At 58.6% G+C, this 23,500-nt stretch carries 22 protein-coding genes; 14 read left to right on the top strand and 8 right to left on the bottom strand.

Annotation, left to right across the window (positions count from 1 at the left end):
• Positions 1-1,079 precede the first annotated feature (1,079 nt).
• The 7 genes from NA78x_RS10655 to NA78x_RS10625 all read left to right on the top strand — a co-directional run bounded on the left by NA78x_RS10655 (position 1,080) and on the right by NA78x_RS10625 (position 4,808).
• On the top strand, positions 1,080-1,514 hold the full coding sequence (locus NA78x_RS10655; protein ID WP_425618426.1) for a hypothetical protein: 435 nt from the start codon (positions 1,080-1,082) through the stop codon (positions 1,512-1,514).
• Between the two features lie 108 nt (positions 1,515-1,622).
• Complete coding sequence (locus NA78x_RS10650) at positions 1,623-2,108, top strand: hypothetical protein (protein ID WP_425618425.1); 486 nt, start codon at positions 1,623-1,625, stop codon at positions 2,106-2,108.
• A 112-nt stretch (positions 2,109-2,220) separates the two neighbouring features.
• Positions 2,221-2,673, top strand: a complete 453-nt coding sequence (locus tag NA78x_RS10645; RefSeq protein WP_425618424.1) for a hypothetical protein — start codon at positions 2,221-2,223, stop codon at positions 2,671-2,673.
• A 333-nt stretch (positions 2,674-3,006) separates the two neighbouring features.
• Positions 3,007-3,159 (top strand): hypothetical protein, encoded by a 153-nt coding sequence (locus NA78x_RS10640; protein WP_425618423.1) that lies wholly within the window; start codon positions 3,007-3,009, stop codon positions 3,157-3,159.
• Between the two features lie 49 nt (positions 3,160-3,208).
• The gene (locus NA78x_RS10635) at positions 3,209-3,646 is read left to right on the top strand and encodes a tetratricopeptide repeat protein (RefSeq protein ID WP_425618422.1); all 438 of its coding nucleotides are present in this window, start codon (positions 3,209-3,211) and stop codon (positions 3,644-3,646) included.
• A gap of 268 nt (positions 3,647-3,914) precedes the next feature.
• The gene (locus NA78x_RS10630) at positions 3,915-4,412 is read left to right on the top strand and encodes a DMP19 family protein (RefSeq protein ID WP_425618421.1); all 498 of its coding nucleotides are present in this window, start codon (positions 3,915-3,917) and stop codon (positions 4,410-4,412) included.
• A gap of 27 nt (positions 4,413-4,439) precedes the next feature.
• Positions 4,440-4,808, top strand: coding sequence for a hypothetical protein (locus NA78x_RS10625; protein WP_425618420.1), 369 nt, complete (start codon positions 4,440-4,442; stop codon positions 4,806-4,808).
• 64 nt (positions 4,809-4,872) lie between these two features.
• Here NA78x_RS10625 and NA78x_RS10620 read toward each other — a convergent pair whose 3' ends face one another.
• From NA78x_RS10620 to NA78x_RS10610, 3 genes are all read right to left on the bottom strand, one after another.
• Positions 4,873-6,984, bottom strand: a complete 2,112-nt coding sequence (locus NA78x_RS10620) for an alpha/beta hydrolase family protein (protein WP_425618419.1) — start codon at positions 6,982-6,984, stop codon at positions 4,873-4,875.
• 96 nt (positions 6,985-7,080) lie between these two features.
• On the bottom strand, positions 7,081-8,163 hold the full coding sequence (locus tag NA78x_RS10615; protein WP_425618418.1) for a class I SAM-dependent methyltransferase: 1,083 nt from the start codon (positions 8,161-8,163) through the stop codon (positions 7,081-7,083).
• A gap of 39 nt (positions 8,164-8,202) precedes the next feature.
• Complete coding sequence (locus NA78x_RS10610; RefSeq protein ID WP_425618417.1) at positions 8,203-8,520, bottom strand: hypothetical protein; 318 nt, start codon at positions 8,518-8,520, stop codon at positions 8,203-8,205.
• Between NA78x_RS10610 and NA78x_RS10605 the strand changes: the two genes are divergently transcribed.
• From NA78x_RS10605 to NA78x_RS10585, 5 genes are all read left to right on the top strand, one after another.
• Entirely contained in the window at positions 8,519-8,824 is a 306-nt protein-coding gene (locus tag NA78x_RS10605; protein ID WP_425618416.1) for a hypothetical protein, read from the top strand. The two genes, NA78x_RS10610 and NA78x_RS10605, sit on opposite strands and share 2 nt — an antisense overlap.
• A 402-nt stretch (positions 8,825-9,226) precedes the next feature.
• Positions 9,227-9,535 carry a hypothetical protein gene (locus NA78x_RS10600; RefSeq protein WP_425618415.1) on the top strand — a complete coding sequence of 103 codons (309 nt, stop codon included), beginning with the start codon at positions 9,227-9,229 and terminating at the stop codon, positions 9,533-9,535.
• Positions 9,536-10,230: 695 nt separating this feature from the next.
• Positions 10,231-11,589, top strand: a complete 1,359-nt coding sequence (locus tag NA78x_RS10595) for a MotA/TolQ/ExbB proton channel family protein (protein WP_425618414.1) — start codon at positions 10,231-10,233, stop codon at positions 11,587-11,589.
• Positions 11,586-13,484: a hypothetical protein gene (locus NA78x_RS10590; protein WP_425618413.1), complete on the top strand. Its 1,899-nt coding sequence runs from the start codon at positions 11,586-11,588 to the stop codon at positions 13,482-13,484. The genes NA78x_RS10595 and NA78x_RS10590 overlap by 4 nt, the downstream gene beginning before the upstream one ends.
• Positions 13,481-14,497, top strand: a complete 1,017-nt coding sequence (locus NA78x_RS10585) for a hypothetical protein (protein ID WP_425618412.1) — start codon at positions 13,481-13,483, stop codon at positions 14,495-14,497. Before NA78x_RS10590 ends, NA78x_RS10585 begins: the two co-directional genes overlap by 4 nt.
• Positions 14,498-14,501: 4 nt before the next feature.
• Here NA78x_RS10585 and NA78x_RS10580 read toward each other — a convergent pair whose 3' ends face one another.
• Positions 14,502-15,506, bottom strand: a complete 1,005-nt coding sequence (locus NA78x_RS10580; protein WP_425618411.1) for a hypothetical protein — start codon at positions 15,504-15,506, stop codon at positions 14,502-14,504.
• A gap of 315 nt (positions 15,507-15,821) precedes the next feature.
• On the opposite strand from NA78x_RS10580, the gene NA78x_RS10575 reads away from it, so the two are divergent.
• Positions 15,822-17,417 carry a hybrid sensor histidine kinase/response regulator gene (locus NA78x_RS10575; protein WP_425618410.1) on the top strand — a complete coding sequence of 532 codons (1,596 nt, stop codon included), beginning with the start codon at positions 15,822-15,824 and terminating at the stop codon, positions 17,415-17,417.
• On the opposite strand, the gene NA78x_RS10570 is transcribed toward NA78x_RS10575, so the two are convergent.
• The 4 genes from NA78x_RS10570 to NA78x_RS10555 all read right to left on the bottom strand — a co-directional run bounded on the left by NA78x_RS10570 (position 17,371) and on the right by NA78x_RS10555 (position 21,993).
• Positions 17,371-18,216: a hypothetical protein gene (locus NA78x_RS10570; RefSeq protein WP_425618409.1), complete on the bottom strand. Its 846-nt coding sequence runs from the start codon at positions 18,214-18,216 to the stop codon at positions 17,371-17,373. The genes NA78x_RS10575 and NA78x_RS10570 overlap by 47 nt on opposite strands.
• A gap of 259 nt (positions 18,217-18,475) precedes the next feature.
• Complete coding sequence (locus NA78x_RS10565) at positions 18,476-19,882, bottom strand: hypothetical protein (RefSeq protein WP_425618408.1); 1,407 nt, start codon at positions 19,880-19,882, stop codon at positions 18,476-18,478.
• Positions 19,883-19,948: 66 nt separating this feature from the next.
• Positions 19,949-20,737, bottom strand: a complete 789-nt coding sequence (locus NA78x_RS10560) for a hypothetical protein (RefSeq protein ID WP_425618407.1) — start codon at positions 20,735-20,737, stop codon at positions 19,949-19,951.
• Between the two features lie 128 nt (positions 20,738-20,865).
• Entirely contained in the window at positions 20,866-21,993 is a 1,128-nt protein-coding gene (locus NA78x_RS10555; protein WP_425618406.1) for a hypothetical protein, read from the bottom strand.
• Between the two features lie 320 nt (positions 21,994-22,313).
• On the opposite strand from NA78x_RS10555, the gene NA78x_RS10550 reads away from it, so the two are divergent.
• On the top strand, positions 22,314-23,405 hold the full coding sequence (locus tag NA78x_RS10550) for a hypothetical protein (RefSeq protein WP_425618405.1): 1,092 nt from the start codon (positions 22,314-22,316) through the stop codon (positions 23,403-23,405).
• Positions 23,406-23,500: the final 95 nt, after the last annotated feature.

Below are 23,500 nucleotides of genomic sequence, written 5' to 3'. Positions count from 1 at the left end.
TGCGGCGCTAATTCGTGCTGGCAAACCCTACCGGTTTGTGAACACCCACGCTTTTCACCCCTTTCGACTTACGTCGACTCGCCCCACTCTCCCTCTACGGTTCAACCAAGTTTTCCAGGAACAAGCCATGGCGTAATCAAATCTGTGATAACCAATTTTGATAACCTTTTGAGTCGTTTCTGCGCGATAGCTGTTTTCCCGAACCTCCAGCCGCAACGCAACTTAAGCCAACCCAACTGCCCATTCCGAGGAAATGGTGATAACCACTTTCACCCCTGTTCACTCCTGCCTGAACAGTCCCTAACCGGGTGTGCCAGTCTTTCCGTGCTTCCCCGTGGCGGCAGACCTCCTGGTTTGCCGAATCTTGCCCGTCTACCGAATCTGGCTTCCCTCTTTGGTTAACCCACGCGCTTGCGCGGGCGAACTGTGAACAGACCCAACTGGCAGCTCAACGGCCGCGAGCGGCTCGGTTAACCAAGGAAAGGCCCCCCGACAATTCTCGTTGGTCGGACTACGACTGCTCTGCCCAGTCTCCGTCGATCGTCCCGCTCCCTCCGTGCAAATCTCTGCTGAACAGTCCTCGTTCAGCTTCGCCGACAACCTGTTTGATAACTTTTTGCGCGATAATCTCAATCTGAACCGTCTCCCTAACCTTCTCCGCTTCAATGGCTTCCGCTCACAAACACCCCCGAATCAGCCTTTTCCCGATAACCGTTTGATAACCACGCTCGTCCCTGTTCACTCCGCTGCCTGAACAGGCCCTAACCGGGTGGGTCACTCTCTTCCTCCCGTAGGTCCAGGTACTCCGTACCTGACCATCTCCCTGCACATCAACCATCGCTCAACTTCGATATCCGCCCAACGACCAGACCCTACCCTCGCCAGCGCGAACCGTTGCTCGCCGGATCGCAGTTGCCTACCGGTTAACCTACCTGCTAAACACCGCCGGTCAGTCAGCAAAATATTAAAATGTGCTTGACACTAAGTCAACACATCGTAATAATATTTTCCATGATCCCAACCGCCGATTTACGTTAACACGATTACATGCAAGTGAAACATTAGTTAGCCCTCAAGAGATGCGCACCAACGTTACATTCCGTCATCCGGCCGAGTTTGTCGGTGACCAAGAGGACGGTGGCGGCATTCTGGCTGTGCGCGGTGCCCAGTGGTTCGCCGCGCTGCTGAGGCGTGTTCCGGGCTTGGAACTTGACGAGGACCTCTGCCAAGAAGATTGGGGCGTCGTGTTCTTTGCTCGCCGCAATCAGAGAAAGTTCTGGATTGGCCTGAGCGTGGGGGATACTGAGGGTTCTTGGCTCGCGCACTTTCACCACGGCTCATTCGCGTTGTTGCAGCGTTTCAGCTCCTCAGGCAAGGCTGAACTTGAACGGCTGCTGGCAGACATGCATACTGTGCTTAAGAGCGAGTCGGCGGTCTCCGGTATCTCGTGGCACGACGAGAAGGCAATGCGCGATCCAGCACCGAGGGCGTTTGCTACGCCGCTTGAGGGCTAACCAAACACTGCACTGGACCGGGGCCAATACGGTCCCTGTACTTCCATCGCTGGTTGTTGGCCCCGGCCAGTGAACGATGTTCCGTTATTCCGCCTTGGAGCTTTCGCCGTGGGTACCCTCGCTTGGGAAACCGTAGCACCGGAGTTCGCCTTCGACGGTAGTTGGCGAGACATCTACGTTTTCGATACGGATCTTCAGGCTTGGCAGCGCGTGTTGGATCGGCTGCGGCAAGGGGATTACGAGTTCGTGTACCGCCGCAGCGGTAACGTCAGCGAATTGCCGGTCACGGCGGCGGATGCATTTCCAGTGGACGGCGAGGCGGACCGAATGCTGTCGGTGACGTTCTGCGACGTCCTGGCCAACTGCCATTTCTTCACGCCTGATGAGATCGAATTCGACATCGACCCACGCGAGGTCCAAGGGCAAGGCCAGCTGGACTCACTTTTGGCCTTCATCCGACTGCTATCCGACGCAGCGGGCAAGGATGCGGTGCTGACGCCCGAGAACTGCCGGGAGATCTTGGTGTTCCGGTCACGCCCCGGTCAGTCGGCAGTCGAGTATCATGAGTTCGGCGGATGGCGGTCGGCGGAATAACCCGTCGCTGCACGGGACTGCGGCCGCGGAACGGTCCTTGTGATTCCAACGCGGCTTTGCACCCGGCTGGCCGTTGAATGCTGATCCGTTATGTGCTTCTGCGGTGGCGAACATGTCTGACAACTGGATTGCATTAATCCCCGAGGACCCGCGTCTGATACCCGAACAGGCGAAACGCGAGCGTGCCCGCGACCGGTTCGCCGAGATCGCACCGGACGCGGACGAGATTGAAGCGAAGGTCTCCGAGACCATTAAGTTTTTTGATTGTGGCGCGAACTTCGAGCGCGTTCTCTGCCCTTCTTGCCGATCAGAGATCCCCACCGCGTGGTGGCAGGATCGCATGGAAGAGGATTATGGCGACGGATTCAAGCTCGCGAGTTATTCAACGCCATGCTGTGGAGCCCGTTTCACGCTGCACGACCTTGTCTACGATTGGCCGCAGGGATTCGGGCGATTTGCGGTCGATGCGATGAACCCGAACATCGGACAGCTTGAAGATCGACACAAAGCGGAGTTCGAGGAAATCCTTGGAACCAGGGTGCGAGTCATCTATCAGCACATTTGACGGCTGGGTGGCATGGGTTCTACCCATGTCTTCCCTTGTCTTCTGAGGTAGGGCTCTTCGCCAACTCCGGCAGAATCCTGCTCGGTCTTCACCAGCAACCGCAGTGCGTCGGTACCTCAGAATGGTTTGAGCTCCACTCGCGTCTGTCACAATACGTCCCACGAGAAAATCCATCAGAACATGGGTAGAACCCATGCCACCCAGAAGTGCGCCCGGCGGCACTCCGAGACGACACTCGACCGGCCTCACGCTAAGCATTCCGATAAAGTTAAAGTCAGTCGGCGCGGTGCCGGTAACTGAACGTCGGTCCGTTATGTAGCGGAGGGCGCAGCGATGGCCGACGAGGCAGACGATGATGCTGGGCCGTCCTATCCACCGCAGGTAGAGGTGCTGCACGCGGCGATGAGCCGTCTTGTCGCCGTCAGCGAGATCACAACCGGCAAGGTGGCATGCCAAGCATGCCACTCAATCGCCGATTTGCGTTAACACGATTATGCGCAAGAGAAACATTAGTTCGGCGAGCGGAGGGTGTCGGATGGCGGAGCTTTCGGACCAAGCCAACGAGCGCATCCAAGCCCTCTGCAAGAGGGGCGACGCGCTCGCCAAGGAGGGCCAGTACCCGGCCGCCTTGCAGCAGTACTGGGCCGCGTGGGACTTGCTCCCCGAGCCGCAGACGGACTGGGAGGCGGCCACCTGGGTTCTGGCCGCCATCGGCGACGCCAACTTCCTGGGCGGGGACTACACCGCCGGGCGCGACAACCTGTCGATGGCCATGCACTGCCCGGACGCCATCGGCAACCCGTTCCTGCACCTGCGGCTGGGCCAGTGCCAGTTCGAGCTGGGCAACCTGGACAAGGCGGCGGACGAACTGGCCCGCGCGTGCATGGGTGCCGGGGCCGACATCTTCGAGGGCGCAGACAAGTACTTCGCTTATCTCAAGACCCGACTGCAGCCCCCGCCAGACGGCTGGTAGTCCGCAAAGGCAACGCCGAACCTAACTATGGCCTTTCACATCAAAAGAGGCGCACCGGCAGGGCCGAACGAGGGCACTACAAGATTGCTTGGGGAGCGGGCCAGGGTGGCATTCCAAGCATGCACCCAGCAGCGGGGGATTTTTCAGGAACCATTCTGCAATTCAGCACTTGCGCGCTTGGCACGACCATTTCGCCGATTTACGTTTATACGACTACGTGCAAGTGAAACATTGGTTAGCCCCTTGGTCAGAGCAAGAGCCGTCGGTCATGCCCTGGAACCGCAAGTATCTTCGAGACCTGCTCTATGCCCGCGACCCGATCGAGGCGGTCTTCGAACTCGCCAGCATTTGGAGTTCGCGGCCGGGGCGCAAGGAGACGGACGCCTACTTTGGGCTGTTGCCATGCCAGTACACCATCCACTTGTTTCTGAACTACCAAGGCGATGTTGGCAACGGTGGTCATTCGCAGTTTTTCATGAACCCAGTCGGTGCCTATGCAAATGAGACATTAGAGGCCCTAAAGGAGTTGCGGCTTCAGAAGGTCCACGGCATCTTGTCACTAGCCATCGCGGCTTTTCCTGGCTCGCAAGTGCCCAAGGACTGGAAAGATCGCAATGATATGGTGGAAGGTTTCACTGATGAAGTATTAGCAGAGTGGTCCCGGTTAGATCGGGAATTGTATTCCGTAGACAGCGATTGTTGGCCGACGCTTCAACGATATTTGCAAGACCACGAGTCCGAAATCCTAGAGCGAGACGGAGGCTAACATAGTCGTTATGTGGCGAGGTTCTCGATGAGCGAAGGTAACCGCCAACTGACCGACCACGAGCGGCGTCTTGCCGTATGGATGCTCGAACACGGCAGCCCGGAGGCCACCGCGTTCCTGACGCAACTCGCCGAAGCTGAGGTCACGCCTCGGAAATGCCCGTGTGGTTGCGCGAGCATTCACTTCCAGGTTCACGGCTGGCCCGAAGCTCCGCCGGGGGTTCATCCCATTGCGGACTTTGTGTTCGGCGAAGGCGATACACTCAGCGGCATCTTCGTTTTCGAGAGTAACGGCATTCTAAGTGGATTAGAAGTTTACGGACTCGCTGGCGATGCCCCCACGTCACTGCCAGAGCCCGAAGCTTTGCGTCCGTTGCTCGATTCCGCCGCCGGATAACCCCACACTGCAATGGACCTGACGACATTGCGCACCTGGCACGCAAGTTACGACGAAGGGCAACTTACTTCGCGGGCAGTTTGCGGAACTGCAGCTGCTTCTTGCCCCAGGAAAGGTTGTCGGCCAATTGCTGCGGCCACTCGAAGCCGGCGGCGTCCTGGTACAAGATGACCTGCGTTTTCTCGGCAGCCAGTGCCACGGCGTGCGGCATCTCCAGTTTGCGACTGACGTTCAAGTAGATGGGGCCATCGCGGTGCGTTGTGGGAAGGTCGTACAGGTCTATCCGTTTCGCGCCCGGATGCATGATCGCAGCGTACAGGGTATTGCCCCCCATGACTCGGTTGCTTTGCAGCCACAGGGAAGAGTCCTTCAGCGCCTCGAGGGACTGGCAAGCGCGCATGGCCGACACAATATCGAGGGTCTGCATGCCATCGAGTGTTTGCCCCAGCAAGTAGAATCGGCGGCGATTCTGAACCTGCTTTTTCTCGGACTGATCGAAGGCAGTCGGTCCCACGCCGCGGGGAGCAACGTAACTCATGGCCCAGGGAAACCTGGTGAGCATCTGTTTGGTCGACTGCCAATTGTCGTCCGCGCCGGGTTCCGCCGGCTCTAATTCAAATTCTTCCGCGAAGGCACCGCGAAGAAGCGACATGAATTCGGTCCACGAGCGATCGTCGAGCACATTCAGCACATTGATCTCTGGCTGCTTTAAATCGGCTCGCTGCAACACGAACAGCTGCAAGGGAATGTGCTCCTGGCTGATGAACTCGTACGTCGTCAGGCGGATCCCTTCTTTTTCGGTGCTAGAGATCTCTTTCACGTTTGGCTTGCTCAGTTCTGGCCACGCCCGAAACGACTTCTCCTTCAGGAACTGCGTCCAGTCGGTCTTTTGTTTCGTCCATTCTTCGGCCGTCTGCGGAACGGCATACTCGGGCGCGGCAGGCACAAAGGTCTCGTGAATCTTCGTGTTTCTTTCATCTTCCGGCAGCTTGTCGAAAACCTTCAGTTGCTCGGGCTCGAAGAATTTTTCGGTGATCTTGGTCACTTGCCCGTCGACGCCCTTCAGGTGCTTGTTGAACCAGCGGAAGGCATGCACCTGCAAATCTTGCGTGTCGTTGTGGCCACCGAAGGTGATGTTGAGGCCGACGTTGTCCTTCACACCAAGCGTTGCATAGAGCGGGCGAACCTTGAGGAACGTGCGATAGACGCCGTCGAGCGGAAAAATCGGATCGCGGTCCGTGTTGGCAATCAGCAGGGCGCGAGGGGCCACGAGTGCGGCGACTTGCGGATAGTCCCACTGGTAGGTGTTGACCATGAACATGCAATCGCAGTGCCCCTCGACGGCACCGTCAGTCACATAGTTCTGCATGTCGGTGATGCCGGCCGTCGGCACCGCACACTGAATGCGATCGTCGAGCGCGGCAATCCACCAGCTATAAGCTCCGCCACCACTGCGGCCGGTGACACCCATTTTTTCGCCGTCAACTTCCTTGCGCGACTGCAGGTAATCGAGCGCGCGGATGCAGTTCCACGCTTCGACGCCGGCCGGTGTGTAACCACGATTGAGCCACCACCACAGGCCATAGCGATAGGTGCCGTGATGAATCCCTTCGATCTCGCCGAGCTGCAGCGTGTCGATGGTCAAGCAGACGTAGCCATTGCGGGCGAACCACGCGCCGTGATGTTGGTAGTGGGTCTTCGAGCCGTACGCGATGCCGTTCTTCTTCACCTGGCCATGACCGCAGACATAGAGCACAGCCGGCAGCGGCTTGTCGATCTTCTTCGGCACGTAAAGATTGCCCGTGACATACAGCCCGGGACTCGATTGAAAGTGCAGCTTTTCGACGGTGAACTCTTCGTGTTCGACTTTGCCCGTGATGACGGGCTGAAGGTCCGTTCGTGCGGGCAATGGATCGAGACCAAGCATCTCGTGCAGTTGGCGGCGCAGTTCCGGTTTTTGCTCGTTCCATTGGTCCGCTGCCGGAATCGGTGTCAGGCAAGCAGCTTGCAGGCGCGCCGTCTCGGCGGCGAAGTACGCCTTGAGCATGGCATCGCCACGCGAGGTATCGAGCTTGGCCGCAGGCTCCTTTTTCTCCTGCGCAACAGAGCGGGGCAGGGGGCAGGCAAAGCAAACAAGCAGTAGCAACAGGGCAGGACGAAGCGAGGCAGCAGCCATGAGCGGTTCCTTGTGGCAGGAGAGGCGCAGGTAGGTGCCGCTATGTTGGGATACGGCGGTGCCGATTGCAAGCGACGTTAGTCGTTCGCGCGCGAATCACTTCGCGTTTTCCACCAGTCCGCTGCACGTGAAAACGTGAAAGGCCCGCGCTTCGGAAGGCTCGACAGCAGTGAACCAGCGAGGCAGGTTGTTCACGTACCACTCGGGCATCTTGGTGACCAGCAAGAACTTGCCGCTCGGCTTGAGCGCCCGATGGGCCATTTGAATGAACAGTTCTGGAATGCGAAAGTTGCTGTAGTAAGGAGGATTGCCGAGAGCCAGATCGAAAGAGCCTGCGGCGAGGGTTCGGCCGTCGCAATCGAGAGCGGCCGTGACTTGCGGCACACTGTTGCGCGCTGCAGCCCACGTGGTGGCTTCGACCGCCCGCGGATTGCTGTCGATGGCGGTGACGTTCACACCTTCCATGCGCAGAGCAGCGGCCAGAGCGACCGCGCCGCTGCCGCAGCCAATATCGAGCACGTTGTCGCCCATGGCCAACGGCATCGATTCGATCAGCGCGCGAGCGCCGGTATCGAGACTGCGGTGACTGAAGACACTCGGCCTGCTGCGGAGGTGAATCAGCCGCTCGTTGTCGCGAAAGGCAAACTCACAGGCAAAGTTCTTTTGCTTCTTGAGCGGCTTTTGTTTGATCGCCGAGTAAACGAGACCACCGGGGACGACAAACCGCGAGATCTTGCTGAAGAGCGGTTGGAGTTGCTCGTGCAGCCAGGTGTCTTCAGAGTTATCGGTCGAAGCCACGAGTTGCCCGCCGACCTTCAGGCGGTCGTGAGCCAACTGCAACTGATCGCGCACCAATTCGACTTCGCCCTGACGTTGCACGGGCAAACAAGCAAGGTCACATTCGCCAGCGGGCGGATCGGCCGCGCAGAGCAACTGAAAGGAGTCTCGCCGCGGACCGATTTGCAGTTCGCTCTGCTGCAACGCGTATTGATCGAGAAACCAGCACGTCACGCTCGCGGCGGGGTGAGCATCGGCGAACGCGGTCGCCAGTTGTGCGCGGCCCAGCGTGGTGCAGAGCAATCGCTGTCCCTGCATGCGTGGCAAGAAGTCGATGAGCAACTTCTCGGCGGGACGAGGAGGCTCGGGCGGAAAGAGCGAACGCGGGGCAGGGGAGGGCATGGCGAATCTGGCAAGGTGAAGTGGTCAATGAATGGCCACTTAGGCTAACACGCAGGCCCGTTTTTGGCTAACCGTCGCCCCAAACGGCTCAAGATAGCTACGACAAACTTGCGCTGAATCAATTGCGTTCACGATGTGCGCAAAGCAACAGGTCGTTCCGCCGTAGACGGGCAAAATCAGCGGAGAATAGGCCCTTTTTCTAACAAAAGCCTTAGAACCGACGCGGATTTGCGCGATTTCAGCCGGTTTTCGCGTGATCGTGCGACTCTGGCACGTCGCCTGCAATTGCTTGATCTCAACGAACACACTGAGAGCCTGCCACTCAGACAATAAACACTCATTCGGAGAACGAGCCATGAAATCGATTTTGCTCAGCATCGTTGCGGCTAGTGCCCTGTTCCTTGGTGGTGCGGTGACTCAAGAGGCCAACGCTCAGGTGCGGGTCTATCGCGGAGGTTATTACGGCGGCTACAACCGCGGATACGCCCCGCGTTACTACAACAACCGCGTCTACAACCGTCCGTACTACAGCGGCTACCGTGGTTACAGCCGACCGTACTACGGCGGCGGCTATTACGGCGCTCCGTACCGCGGTGGTTACTATCGCAGCCCCGGCATCGGCGTAGGCGTTGGCCCCGTCGGCATTGGCGTGCGGTTCTAATCGCCCGCGAATCACAAGTCGAACAATTTGGTTGAACAATACGCTCTCGTGGCTGCTCTTGTGAGTTTCAGCTACGACCTTACCGGGAAGTCGCCGCGAGCCGTGTCGAATAGACATGGCGGGCGACTTCTTTTTTTTGCGCTAGCGAACCTCGGTTTCGCTTGTTCTGCGCCAGCTAGCTCGACGCCGAGATCAGTTCGATGACACACAGTCATCGAACTGACGTCATCCGTGACACCTTAGGTCACGCTCGTCTCTATGACTAAAACTGCAACCCTTTCACATATAAGGACTTGCGTATTGCCTAGAAGATTTGGCACACCCGCTGCTTTATTAACGATCCGTTGCTAGAGCACTTCGCTCAGCCAAATCAAGAAGATCCAATGCACAAGGGAGTTTGCGATGAAAAGTTTTCTCTACACGTTAGTTGCTGTGGCTGCCCTCTCGCTGGGCGGCGTGTTCACTTCGACGGCGATGGCCGGCGGCGGACATGGCCACGGTGGGGGGCATGGTCATGGCGGCCACAATCACGGTGGTCACAGCCATGGTCATCATGGTCACCACGGCCATCATCACCACCACCACAATCATCGGAGCTATTACCGGCCCTATTACGGCGGTGGTTACTATGGCGGTTACAGCCCGTACTACTATCCGCAGAACGGTGCGTACTACCGCGGCAACAACTTCGGCATCCGGATTGGCTTCTAAGCCCAAAGCGAGTCGATCGGGGACCAACGTCTTCGGCCGCTCGCTCGGCTGGTGCTGTGCTGGCCGATTCAGCACCAGCAAAGCGAGCGGCCCGAGCGTTGAATTGCCGGATCGGCGCGAAGTGATACTGGCAACGCCTTGCTGGCGGCAGCATCAAGAAATGAAAAAGTCCGGGCCCTTCGCTTTTGGCGAAAGGACCCGGACCGTCGTCCCCCCCGGGATTATTGTGTGGCGGCCTGCAAGGGTCGCCTATTTTATTTGTCGGAAGCGTTGGTCGTTTCAGTCTTTGCCGCTCGTAGCGGTGATGGGTTAAGAAATCGGTCAGAGAGCCCTTGCGACTTTGGCAAACTTTGCCGCTTGCTCTCTAAAAGCCATAGTTCGTCTTCCTCGGCCGGGTAGTCAGCTCGCTCCGACGAGATGAAAGCAGCATCTTGCGGAGCAAGATGACTACGATTGCTGAAATCTGGCGGATCAAGGAAGGTCATCTTGGCCAGTCGCTCTTGGCTGCAGCGGCTCAATTGTGTATTCGCTCTTCGTCATCGTGCGCACATCTTCGTTTGCCAGCAAGGCTAGCGAGAAAGAGCCGCCAAGATGACAACAAAAGACAATGGCTGAATAAACGGCGGTGTCTTGGTCGATCTTAACGCTTGGCCAAGCTTTGCCGGTGAATACTGCCCGTGAGAAAGGATGCTCCGGTGTCGCAAGAGATCAAGTCGCCCGCGAAAAAGCAGAATGCTCTGTGGTCCCTCATCAGTGGCGTGGGCTGGCCGCTCATGCTTGGTTTGGGCATTACCGTCATCTTCTATGCTCTGCTTTATCGCGGCCCGCTCCATCATCCGCTGATGGTCCGCTACTTCGCCGGTCACCCGATTAACATTATCGAGACCGCGCTCTTCTTCATCGGCCTGGTCGCGCTCGTCAACAAGACTCTCGAAGTGATCGCCCAGCAATCGTCGCTGTCCGTGATTTCGCTCGGCGAGTTCAACTCGCCCCAGCCCACCACCAAAGCGGGCGAACTGCTCGACACGCTCGCGGCGCTTCCCAAGCGATTCCAGGAAACGTATCTCGGTCGCCGTTTGAGCGACGCGCTCGAAGCGGTCGAACGAAATGGCTCGGCTGACAAACTCGAAGAAGAACTGAAATACTTGTCTGATGTCGACGGCGGCCGGCAACAAGAAAGCTACTCACTCGTCAGCATCATTATCTGGGCCACGCCGATGCTCGGGTTCTTGGGTACAGTGGTCGGCATTACAGCCGCCCTCGGCGATCTCGGCAAAGAATTGGGAGCTCCCACGAACGATGCCGCTGGCGGTCTGCAAGGCGCGATGACCGGCCTGCTGGCGGGCTTGTATGTCGCCTTCGATACCACTGCCATCGCCTTGTGCTTCTCGATAGCGCTCATGTTCATCAAGTACGGCATCGACCGTGTCGAAATGGAACTGCTGGGCCAAGTCGATAAACGAGCCGCACAAGAACTGATTGGCCGCTTCGAGATGGTCGGAGCTTCGAGCGATCCTCAGCTTCAATCGATCCATCGCATGACGCAACTCGTCGTCGCAGGAACCGAACAACTGGTATTACGGCAGGCCGAACTCTGGCAGCAAACGATCAACTCCGCGCACGGTCACTGGGATCGCTTGCAGCAATCGAGCGGCCAGCAACTGCAAGCTTCACTCACCGCCTCGCTGAACGAATCGCTCGGTCACCATGCGACACAACTCGCGCGCATCGAGCAATCGTCGGCAGAACAAATGCTGCACCGCTGGGAACAGTGGCAGGGGGCGCTCAATGAAAACGCCAAGCTGCTTTATGCTCAGCAACAAGAGATGGCGCGCCAGGGAGAACTGATGACGCAGGCCATTCGCGCGGCCGGCGATGTGATCCAGCTCGAGAAGGCTCTTAATAGCAACCTGTCGGCACTGGCCGGCTCGAAGAACTTCGAAGAAACGGTAATGAGTCTCGCGGCGGCCATCCACCTGCTCAACAATCGGTTGGGCCGGCCCGAAGCCTCGCACGTGGATCTGACGCCTCAAAATAGGAGTCGTGCGGCATGAGTAAGAAGGTTCGCCGGCAAGCGATCGGCGTCGCCCTCTTCCCGTTCCTTGCCGTACTGATCTGCACGATGGGCGCCTTGATCGTGCTGCTCGTGTTGCTGGTGCAACAAGCGCGGCTCGATGCGCATGAGGTCGCCAAAAACAAACAACCAACGGTCGACCCGCTGGCTGCCGAACGCAAGGCAGCCAAAGAGCAGGTCGAGGACGAGCAATGGCGTCAAGGTATTCTCGAGCAGCAGCGGCTCGAGAAGGCTGAAGAACTCGCCGAAGCACGCGTCAAGGTTGGTCATTTAGAAGATCACATCCGCCGCTTGCAAGAGCAGGCACGGACGCTCATGGCCCGCGCGCAAGAAATGGAACGCGGCCAGGCAGCGAAGAATCCGGACGTAACTGCCGAACAGGCAGAACTGGCCAAGCTTCAAGCGGAGATTGCCCGCCGCAAAGAAGAACTCGCCGAAAAGAAAAAGAAGCTCGCCGAAAAAGATCGTAGCTTCGCGCTCATTCCCTACGATGGCCCGAACGGGACCAAACGCCGGCCGATTTACATCGAATGCCGCATCGAAGGTGTCGTGCTGCAGCCCGAAGGTCTGATTCTCGGACCTGCCGATTTCAGCGGGCCGCTGAACCCTGGCAATCCACTCGACGCGGCCCTGCGGACCATTCGCGAAACCTGGAAGCGATCGGGCGAACCGGGCGAACCCTATCCGCTACTTGTGGTACGTCCCAGCGGCATTGTCGCCTACCAAGCCGCGCGGCAAGCCTTGCGTGGTTGGGATGATGAGTTTGGCTACGAACTCGTTTCCGACGAAAAGAACCTCGATTTTGGCGCGCCAAACCCAGCCATGCAGAATGTGCTGGAAGAAGTGGTCGGCAAAGCGCGTGAACGGCAAGTAATGCTCGCGGCCGCAATGCCGCGCAAGTTTCAAGACGATGACACACTCACCTCGTTTGCGCCAGAAGATCAAGCAGAGTTTCAGGCTGCGGTGAATGCAGCGCGCGGTTCCGGTGGCGTGGGGAACGGAAACGGTGAGTTCGCTGGCGGATCCGGCACTGTTGGCGGCAACGGCGGCTATAACCCCGGCAGCAACGCTCCGGGGATTGGCAATCCATACGGCAACTATGGAAACTCCGCCAGCCAGGCCGGGACCAACAGCGGCGCGCCTGCAGGCGGAACCGCCGGTGGCGGCACAAACGCTCAGTTCGCCGCGAACAGCATTCAGGCCAACAGGGCAGGGCAGGGGGGCGCAACTGCAGGCGGCAGCAACGGCGCTACTGCTCAGAACGGAAGTTCAGCGAGCAACGTGACGGGTGGTAACGGCGGAGCCAATGGTCAAGCCGGTTCCGGCGCGCCTGGCTCTGGCACCATGGGCTCCAGTCGGCCCGGTACGAACAACGTCGGCTCGGCGTCACAAGGAAGCAGCAGCACCGCAACCAGCGGTGCCGCGGGCAGCAGTTCAAGTCCTTCGTCGGGGCCCAACCCCGGCAGTTCGGGCGGGCCGACAGGCGCGAGCGGCTCCAAAAGCTCGCAACAACGCAGCGGAAGCTCGCGCACCGCCAGCAACTGGGGTCTGCCCGGTGCTCAAGGGCGCACAACAGCTGTCACCCGGCCGATTCGAGTCGTCTGCTTGCCAGACAAACTCGTGGTCGTGCCGGAACGGGGCGTCGATCGCCCAGCAACCGTTGTGGCGATCTCGCCGCAGATGAAACCCGAAGAGGTCGATCAATTCGTGAAGGCAGTGCAGAAGCACCTCGACTCGTGGGGCGCTGCCATGACCAACGGATATTGGAAGCCAGTGCTGCAAGTGGAAGTAACACGAGCGGGCGAGCCCCAATTCGAAACGCTGCAGCAGATGCTAAGCGGCAGCGGGTTTGAAATTCAGAGGAAGACGCCATGAGACGCCGAACCGAAAAGGTCGAAGCGCCCGGCCAGGATTCCTTCTTGGACGTCGTCGCCAATCTCGTCGGGATTCTGATCATCCTGGTCATGATCGTCGCTGCGCAAGCCAAGCGAGGCTTCTTGGCGCAGGAGATGCCGGCGGAAACCGTCGCGGCTGAAATCGCGCCCCTTCCCGATGTCGCTGCCGCCGCCGCAGCAGCGCACGAAGTGGAGCAAGGGATTGTCCAAATCAAACGCAACCTGGCCGCCCAGAACATGGAAATGGAGATGAAGCAGGCGGAGCGGGCGCGCTTGCAACTGCTCGTGACGGTCGCCGAACAATCACTCAACAAGCATCGCGACAAACTCAGTTCGGCCGATCAACTTCGCTTCGACTTACAAGCGCAGATGACTCAGTCGATGAGCGAACTGCAAAAGCTCGATATCGAACGCATGACGCTCGACCAGGCTCGCCCGGCGAATGTCATTCCGCATCTTCCCACGCCGATGGCGAAAACGGTGTTCGGCAAAGAGTTGCACTTTCGCTTACTTGGCGGCAAGGTTGCTTACCTGCCCTGGGACGAGATGATCGAAACCATGAAGGCTGAACTGCCGCGTCAGGCCCAGAAGCTGGCCGATACACCGCGGGCCGAGTTTAACTTGCCGATCATTGCCGGCTTTGGAGCGAAGTACATCTTGCGCCGCTTCGATGTCGATGTGCAAACTCGTGTCGCGGCAGCTCGGCAAACTCGGGTGGGTCTCGAAAGGTTTTTCTTCGTCCAGGTCGATGATCCGATCGGCGAAACCGTCGAACAAGCGATGCGGCAAGGATCTCAATTTCGTGGTCGACTCAGCAGCGTGAACGCTCAACAAGCAACGGTCACGCTATGGGTTTATCCCGACAGCTTTGAGGAGTTCCGGGCCGTGAAACAGGAACTCTTTCGTCTGGGTTATCTCACGGCCGGGCGACCTCTGCCTGCGGGCCACCCGATTGGCGGCTCGCCCGAGGGTACGCGATCATCGGCGGAGTAGCGACTTACTCCGAGACATCTTCAATGACTTCGATGCTGTCGAGGTCGAGCACGCCGAAGACGTTGCCGCCTGCATCGGCGAGGGTGTCGGTTCCGCCGCTGCCATCGAGTTCCGCATCGGCGGCAATCAACTCGAAGAGCTGCAGCAAGTCATCGCCGAACCCAAGATTGATATCAGCTTCGTCAGTGACGGTCACCTCGACCGCGGTAACCACATCTTGGCCGAAGCCCGCTTCAATCAGCAGATCATCGGCAATCAACATGTCGAACAGTTCCACTTCATCGTCACCAGCCTGGGTGCGGATGACCAAGTCGCCAAAGTTTCTGACATCGGAGAAGAACATCTGCACGAAGTCGTTCTCGCTGCCGGTATCGATATCGACCGTGCCGCGAAACTCACTGAACTCAACCAGCACCTGATCGTCGCCGCCGTTGGTATCGATTTCCACCGCTTGCCCCTTGGCACCGAGTCCTTTCACCAGCGCGCCATCGAGTTCGATGATGTCAGCGAAGGTTCCCGAACCGCCATCGACTTTGAGCCGGCCATCGACGGTCATTTCGTCGGCGGCGAACAGATCGGCACCTTCACCAAGGTTCACCGTCAAGTTCTGTGAGAACTCGACGGGCTGAAAGCTGGTCGGCAAGCCGGGCTGCGAAGCGAAGAAGCCTTGACCATCCGAGATGTGGACCTGGTCGTTGCCACCATTCATGTTGAAGGTCACGTCGCCGGTCACTCCGCTGAAGATTTTGAAGCCAGCGCCGTTGATCGAAGTATTCGCACCGGCCTGCTTGAGGCCGACCACGGCGAACTTATCTGCCGAGATCTGCCGAATCTGCACGCCATTCCCCAAGTTGTCGCCCGTGAGGAGCAGGTCGCCGTTGGTGAGCGTGACGTCGACATTACCAGCCATCAGTTCGCGGGCTTCGAGACTTTCGAGTCCATAGCGGCGAGTGGTCTTGGCCGGAGACGCTTTGCGAGCAGACTTGCGAGCGGTGAGTGAGCGAGACATGTGACAATTCCTTGTACTGAGGTGGGAAGAAGTGAGGCGGGAGTGACAAGGGGTGTTAAAGGTGGGATTGGTTACCCCTGGTCATCAACGCTAGGCGGGGAATGCGGCAAATTGTTTCGCGATTTTCGGCAACTTCGCGCGATTCGCAGGCAAATTGCGTCACACAAGGGAGGGGAGCGTTCTGGCAATTTGTGAACACGGGTAGATTCACGTGCCGGTTTGGGGTTAACTATTGAGCCGGAACGATCGCGGCAGAGCCGCAGGGAGATCGGGTGCCAACAAGGGATTGAATGGACCATCCTGAGAAGAGATGAAATGCCGCATCAAGAGTTGATTCGCGTCGTGCAGCGCCTATCGTTTTGCCAGGACCTGCCCGCGGTATTTGCTGTCCTGCAAAACTCCGCACGCAAGCTGACGACGGCCGATGGTGTCTCGATCGTGCTGCGCGACGGCGACTACTGTCACTACGCCGACGAAGATGCCATCAGTCCGCTCTGGAAAGGGCGACGGTTTCCGCTCGAGACCTGCGTCTCAGGCTGGTGCATGCTCCATCGCGAGGCCGTAGCCATCGCCGATGTGTTCGCCGATGACCGCATCCCGCAAGATGTGTACCGCGAGACGTTCGTTAGAAGCATGGCCATGGCACCGATCCGCGCCGAGAACCCGCTCGGTGCTATCGGTGCCTATTGGGCCGAGCCTCGCAACATTCAAGCCGATCAACTCGACATGCTGCAGGCTTTGGCAAATGCAGCCGCAGTTGCGATTGCCAATGTGCAATTGATCGATTCGCTCAAGGACGCTAACCGCCGCAAGGATGAGTTCTTGGCGATGCTCGCGCATGAGTTGCGCAATCCGCTCGCGCCACTGAAGAATAGTTTGCATCTGCTGAGCATTGCCGATTGCGACCCAGGATTGCTCGAGCAATCTCGTCAGATCATGACTCGGCAAGTGGATCATCTCACGCGTCTGGTCGACGATCTGCTCGACGTATCGCGCCTGACGCGTGGCAAAGTGCAGCTGCGCGAAGCGAATCTGGAACTGAATCAACTCGTGCGACAGACCTTGGAAGATCGTAGTCAGGCCCTGAGCATTGCCAATATACGTCTGACCACCGAGTACTCTCCGCAGGCCTTGTGGGTGAAAGGGGACGGTACACGCCTGACTCAGGTGCTGACAAATCTCATCGACAATGCCACGAAGTTCTCGGCCGAGAATCCCGAACTACATATCTCGCTGGCGACCGACGCGGCCCAGCAGCAGGCCATTTTGCGAGTGCGCGATAACGGCATCGGAATCACCGAGGACTTGCTGCCGCATGTGTTCGAGAGCTTTTCGCAGGCCGATCGGTCGCTCGATCGAACTCGCGGGGGACTAGGCCTTGGTCTGGCGGTCGTGCACGGCTTGATTTCGCTACATGACGGGACGATCGGCGCGTTCAGCGCAGGGCAGGGGAGGGGGGCCGAGTTTGTGATTCGGCTGCCGCTGCTCAAGGAAGCTCCGCTCGCGCCTAAGAAATCCGGCGACGCAGTCGCCAAACAGCCTCGGCAACTGGTGCTCATTGTGGAAGACAACCAAGACTCCGCCCGCACGCTGCGATTGCTGCTCGAGCGGTTTGGCCACGATGTACAGCTGGCGTTCGATGGCCAGCAAGGTGTTTGGGCCGCTCAACAACATCTGCCAGCGGTAGTGCTCTGTGATATTGGCCTGCCGATAATGGATGGCTTCGAGGTTGCTCGTAAGCTTCGCAGCATGCCAGAGACCAAAGCCACTCGACTGATTGCCGTAACCGGTTATGGCCGCGAAGAAGATCGCCAGCGAGCTTTTGCCGCCGGCTTCGATGCGCACCTGACCAAGCCTGTCGATCTCACGCAATTGTTACTGCAACTGAATCCTGCCTTGACGAGCAATTAGCGCCGGCGGCACGTGGCGCGGCATCATCAATCGCCAGCAACTCTTGGCAAATCTCCGTACGAAGCACCTTCTCCAGGTCGATGAGCGCCCGGGCAATGGCGCCGCCATCGAAGACGCGATGATCGTAGGTGATCCGGACTTCAATCTGTCCGTTCGCATCCAGCAAGCCATAGTTCAACGTCGTCGCCAGGGGCGAAAGAATATGCAAGCCAGCAGCACCCAGCGAGGCAGCTGCACTGACGCCGTAGGTGCCAAAGTTATAGGCTTTGCAACTGCCGTCGACTTCCAGCCCCAACCACCACAGGAGGCGGCGTAGCATTAGCGGCAAACTGCTGATCCACAGCGCTCGCTGAAAACTATCGACGGCGTTCAGATCGGCTGTCTTGTGCGTCCGAATGAGTTCGTCGAGCGTTGCCAAGGGAAGACGTTCGGGGCGCGAGATCTTGATGAAGAAAACTCCCTCTTCGTCGCCGTAGGTTCGCTCGATGCCCATGGAAGCCACATTGAGTGGATGCTCGTACAGATGTCCCCAAGGAAGCGACAGAAATGTCCGGCGAAGTTCCGGGCGTCGCTCGGCGACGATCGCATAAGCCTTCAGGAAAATGGCTGACCAACTGATGTGCTTGCGCGTGCTCGCGCGGGCATCGACCACTTCCGTCAAATCCATTTTGCGTTCCATCGGAACAGATGGAATCTGCCTGGCGAAATGGAGCAAGTCGCACACGAATCGACGAGGTCGCGAGAGGCCGAGCTTGCGGCCAGCGACATAGGGAATGGTGCGATTGAGAAAGCGTGACACGAAGGCCAACCTCGAGTTCCAACTGGCAGGGAGGAAACTGAAGTAATGCAGCTTAGTTACTTCACCAAACTGTTCGAAGAAAAATGCTTTGGCGCCACCCTTGATTGCGGCAGTTCAGCATCGTCACTTACAAACGGCCCCACCACTCAGGTAGAAGACTTCCCTGCACAGTGGCATGTTGCGGAAAAGCAACACGCCTCGTGGTGATCGGCCCGCTGATTATCAGCGGGCTAGGTCCTGCATTTACGATTTTGGCGAATTACCGCACGCGGCAGCGGAAGCGAATGAGTCCACCTTGGCCCACTTCCAACGGGTCGGTGATTTCCCATCGCAACACCATCGTGTCGGAGTTCTCTTGAATCTTGAACTGCGCACCGAGCGTGCAGCTTTGGCTCTCGGTGACATATTCGAGCCGCGGTGTGAGGTGATCAATGACGGTCACATTGCCGATCTTTTGATCGCCAATGTTATCGAACCGCAAGGTGAACTCCACGAACTCACCAACTTGAGCATCGCAGGTGCTGGCGATCTTGCAGATTCGCAAGCGAGCCTTGCCTTGCAATTCGTAGGTGTACATCGTCTCGGGCTTAGCCAAGCCCTTGGCTTCGTTAGCCATCTGACCATCGATCATGACCTGGACTGCTTGATTGCCCTGCCAGGTCACAGCAGCTTGGGTTCGTTCGGCCAGCACGGCCTTTTCGCTGGCGTCGAAGATGCCTTGCTGAATGTACTTCAGGTTTTCGTGAATCATGAAGCCACCGCGAGCGAGCACGGCATTCTGTACGCCGTCGAGCCCAATGCCCTTGGTTTGATCGCGAAAGACAACCGCGGGATCGATGTGCAGGTCGGAAACCACTTGTTCAGGCTGGATGGCCGTCGAAGGAGTACCCAGTTCCTGATGCAGGTTGAGCTTGGTGGGTTTTTCGACGCCAGCCATCCGCTCGTGACCTTCGTGTACCAACGGATTGATCACTTTGCGAATCGCAGCAAATCGCGGGGCGTAGATGCACGTCTTGTTGCTCGCCGCAACTTCCGTCTTGCCATCGAGTGTATCGAAGTGTGCGACGGTATCTTCAGGATCCAGGCCGACGACGTCCCAATTCGGCTTCACGCGGACGTCTTCGTTCAAGTCACCGCCGTCGCAGATGTACTCATCCGAGGGCCAAGGCTGCTTGAGGCCATCGGGCATCCAGCCGCCATATGGATCTTCGGTGAGCGGGTCGGGAGTGAAGCGAAACGCAGCGCGCGGGCCACAGCAAGGGCAGCTGTTGCCGTGACCGTGATGGTGGCTATTCACAGGCTGACCGGTGTAAGCACTATTGGGCAAAGTCATCGCCGGCGCTGTCACACCCGGGTAATGACCAACACCTGGTACGAAACGAGGCGGTTGGTAACCCTGTACTTGCGGAGCGGGCACGACTTGCGGAATCGGCCGGACGTTTTGCGCGGCGGGAAGTGGTTCCGCGCTACCGGGTTGGACCTTCACCGGCTGCGTGCTCGTAGACGAGTTCGTTTCGGTCGCCAACTTGGCGTCAGCGACCGGGCCGATCGGCCGAAACGGAACTTGCAAACCCTTGCAGGAGCAAAAAGTAAGCAGCGGCAGCGCGACGAGGACTAACCAACCGCGGCGAGCAAAGTGCCTGGCAATGTCTGATGTATGGTTCATGGGGTTTCCTCTGCTCAGATTCGTCAGCCTGGTGATGGTGGCAGTTCGTGGCACAGGTCATGGGCGTTACGGCACATGCATTTGATTGGCCGGGACGCGCGGAATCAGAAAGCTCTTCTTGCCTTGATTCGGCGGACCTTCCAGCGGTGCTTCGAGACCATCGCGACGCTTGACGTTCGGCGGCGCCACTTCGTGTTTCACGTAAGGCGGATTGAGGTACATGAACTTGCCATCAACAAATTCAGGCGAAGGCAAGCGTGAACCCATTCGCAGGATTGCGACGGGGCGACCCAGGCGATCGGCGGCATGCAGCGGATCTTCGCCGTTGGCGACTTCCATGTAACGCTGACGCGGCGGTTCGTCGCGGCGGGGCAGGGCAGTGGTTGGCTCTTCGATGTAGATCACGCGCGTGACATACTTGCCTTGCAGGGCAAACTCGAGTTCTTCCTGGGTCAGTTCGACCGGAATCGGAAACCGCGCGGCTTGTCCCGGCGGCGGATACAAGCGATCGATCACCTCGATCGAAGGATAGACTTCTTCACCTTCGTGAAACTCAATGCCCGTCACTTTCAGGCGATAGACCTGGCCAATCAGCATGCCGGCGAGTGCGTAGTTCTTGTCACTCGGTGCAAAGCCACCTTGCTCGGCCAGCGCGATGGTCGTCCCTTTGGGACCGCTGACCTTCACCGGCTGAAAATAGCCCGGGCGAGGTCCGCCACGTTCGAGTTGCTTCTGGCCAACCCAGCCGGGAGGCATATCGGCGTTGTCTTGCAGATGCCACGCTTGTTGCGCGTGAGCCGCCGAGAGAGGCAGCAGCGAAGCCGCCAAGGCAACGAGAGTGAGGTAACTTCGCATGGTGAGCAACCAGGCTACGTGTGGCGTGTAGTTCGTAAGTTTTGGTGCATTCGCACCGCCAGCCCGCTGATTTTGGTCAGCGGGCTGAGTGCTTTTTTTATCCGCGGTGTTTACAACCGCGTGGTTGGTTACTGACCGGGCGGACAGTATTCGCCAGCCGCGTTGTATCCACCCGAGGCAGGACCGCCACCGGGAATTCGCTCATGCTTGTCGTAGTGCGGTTGACCGAACTTGTAGCCAGCATGAATGTTTTGTTCGCGGATGTGGACCTTGTTGACCGGCTTCGGATAGCTGAAGCCCGGTTGTTGCCGTACGTGCACTTTGAAGTGCTCGGTGGGGCCTGGAATGTTGTAGTGCGTGTGATTCTTCATCACGTGCGACTGCAAACCGGCTGGGCCACCCAGTGGAATGTGGGGAGGGCCAGGTAGACCGATCGGCGTGCCACTGGTCGTCATTCCGTACTGAGCGGAAGTGACGCCGGCGACATAGTTCGGCGGCAAGCTGCCAGGAAATCCGCCGCCCATACCACCAGGACCACCAGGGCCACAGTAAGCACCAGCACCGTACATTTCGGCACCGAATTCTGGACCGACGATGCTGCCGGGCATTTCGATGTCTTTGTTGCCGACGCGAATCACGGCGAGGATGGCACCACGGCGATCAGCTTCGACAATCGGATCGACACCGGGATCGAGCCGTGTGCTGACCAGAGTTTCAACACCGGCCAGGGCCAGTTCTTGGAACTCGGGATCGGGCAGGTAGATCACCTTGGTGACGAAGTTGCCGGCCAGGACCTGGTCGAAATCTTCTTCGGTGAATTGAATCGGAATCGCATTGTGGGCGAGGAACGCTTCCGACCGTGGAGTGGTCGGGGCGATCTCGACGGTGGGATACAACTCCACACCTTCGCGACCGGCGATGTTCGTCACTTTCAAGCGATAGATGCCGTTCTGCGGAAAGTTCTGACGTCCCGGCACGACGAGCGGAGACGAGTCGAACTGGCTGACGCCGCCGACATCCCACCGCACTTGCATCCCTTCGGGTTTCGCGAAGAGCAGCTGCACGGTCGGCATGCTGACGGGAATCATCTGCGGCGGCAACGAGGGGGGCAGCACGCCCGGCCCTGGTCCACCGACGCCCGGCCCTGGCTCCAGCAATTGCGAAGCGGGCGGTAGATTGTGCGCCTTGGGGAATACACACCCCGTAGCCGTCACGACGGCCAGCGACATGATGCAAAGCAACAGACGGATTTTCATGGTGTCCCCCCTGACACAACTCACCACGGCCCACCGGCAAACCTCCTGGCTTGCTCGAACCGCAGCGTTCATGCTTCCCTGAATGAATTTGCTAGCGTCCGGTTGCTGCCGAGCAGAACCCGCGCTGGCTCAAAGACTGCCGTGGACCCGAAAGCGACGAAAGGCCTATCATCTGGGCAGAAAATCTCGCGACCAATCTTCGCGAGGTCCCCTTCAATGCTCAGCATGCACCTTTCACCACGTCCGCTGACGGCGTGTCTGTAGGTAATTGTTCGGCGCGGTGCAGAACGAATCTTTGGCAAAACCCGCACGACCCTCCAATGACATTCAAATTACCCGGCTTCACAAAAAGCGTGCTGGCACTCCTGAGCGTTGCCGTCGTCCTCTTTTTTGGTGCTCGCGCGATCAACAGTGCCGTGAAATACAGCCGGGCGCAGGCGCAGGAGCGGTTCTTCAATGCGGGTGCCGTGCAGGGATTGGCCGATAGTCGCGGTTCCTTGAACGGGGCAGGGCAGGGGGGCGCAACACCGGTTCCGAGTGTCCCAGGCGTGATGGAAGGAAACAGTCTGGTCGCCCAAGCTGCGCGGCGCGTGCAAGCCGAGCCCTCGGTGCAGGCGCAGATTCGGTTTCGCATCGATGCGGCCGGACAAAACCTGCTGGGTAACGGTCAGTACATTCAACTGGGCGATGGCCCCGAAAAGCTGCTGCGGTTCGATCTGAAACTTCAAGTAGCCGAGCGCACCGCGGCGCTGCAGCAGATCAGCGGGCAACAATACTATTGGGTTCGGCGCGATCTTCCTCCCGCCGCCTACAAAGTGGCCCGCGTAAACCTGCGCTCGGTTCGCAATGCAATCGCCAAAGACAAAGCGACTCGCGACAACGATCGCGAGTCGGCACCAATCACCACTCCCGCCGACGATGCCTGGCTGCTGCTTGGTGGCTTGCCCGCGCTGCTGGAATCGCTCCATCGCGATTTCGAGTTTGGCTCGGCTCGCGCGGGAGAGATTGAGTATCCCGTGGGCAACGATGGCCGCGCGCAACGCTTGCCCGTCTGGGCTGTCAGTGGAACGTGGAAAGCCGGACGCTGGAAAGAGTTGACCAAAAGCGCCGCGAAGAAAAATAAGCATGCGCCGCCGATGTCGCTCCCCGAGCGCGTCGACTTGGTCCTCGGCCGCAACGAGCGATCGTTTTCGCTGTTTCCGTATCGGGTCATTTACTACGCGCGCGAAGCGGGCAGGGCAGGGGAGGGGAAGGCTGCTGAATTGACGCCGCTGGTGAGCATGGAATTCTTCAATGTGCAGCCTGCGGCGGAACTCGACCCGCGCGATTTCGACTACAACCCGGGCGAGCAAGAAATCGAAGACCTGACGCAGGTCTATTTGCAGAAACTGGGACTGGCAACCAAGCAGTGAGTGCCTACGAGTGACGTTTGACTTTCGTTTGACAAAGAATCACGCCAAGAAGATGATTCGGCAAACGATCCCACAAACGTACTCGAGAGACTCAC

The organism is Anatilimnocola aquadivae (assembly GCF_049819085.1).
Taxonomy (GTDB): Bacteria; Planctomycetota; Planctomycetia; order Pirellulales; family Pirellulaceae; genus Anatilimnocola.
The sequence above is the reverse complement of the archived record's forward strand: the minus strand, read 5'-3'. Positions and strand labels throughout refer to the sequence as shown.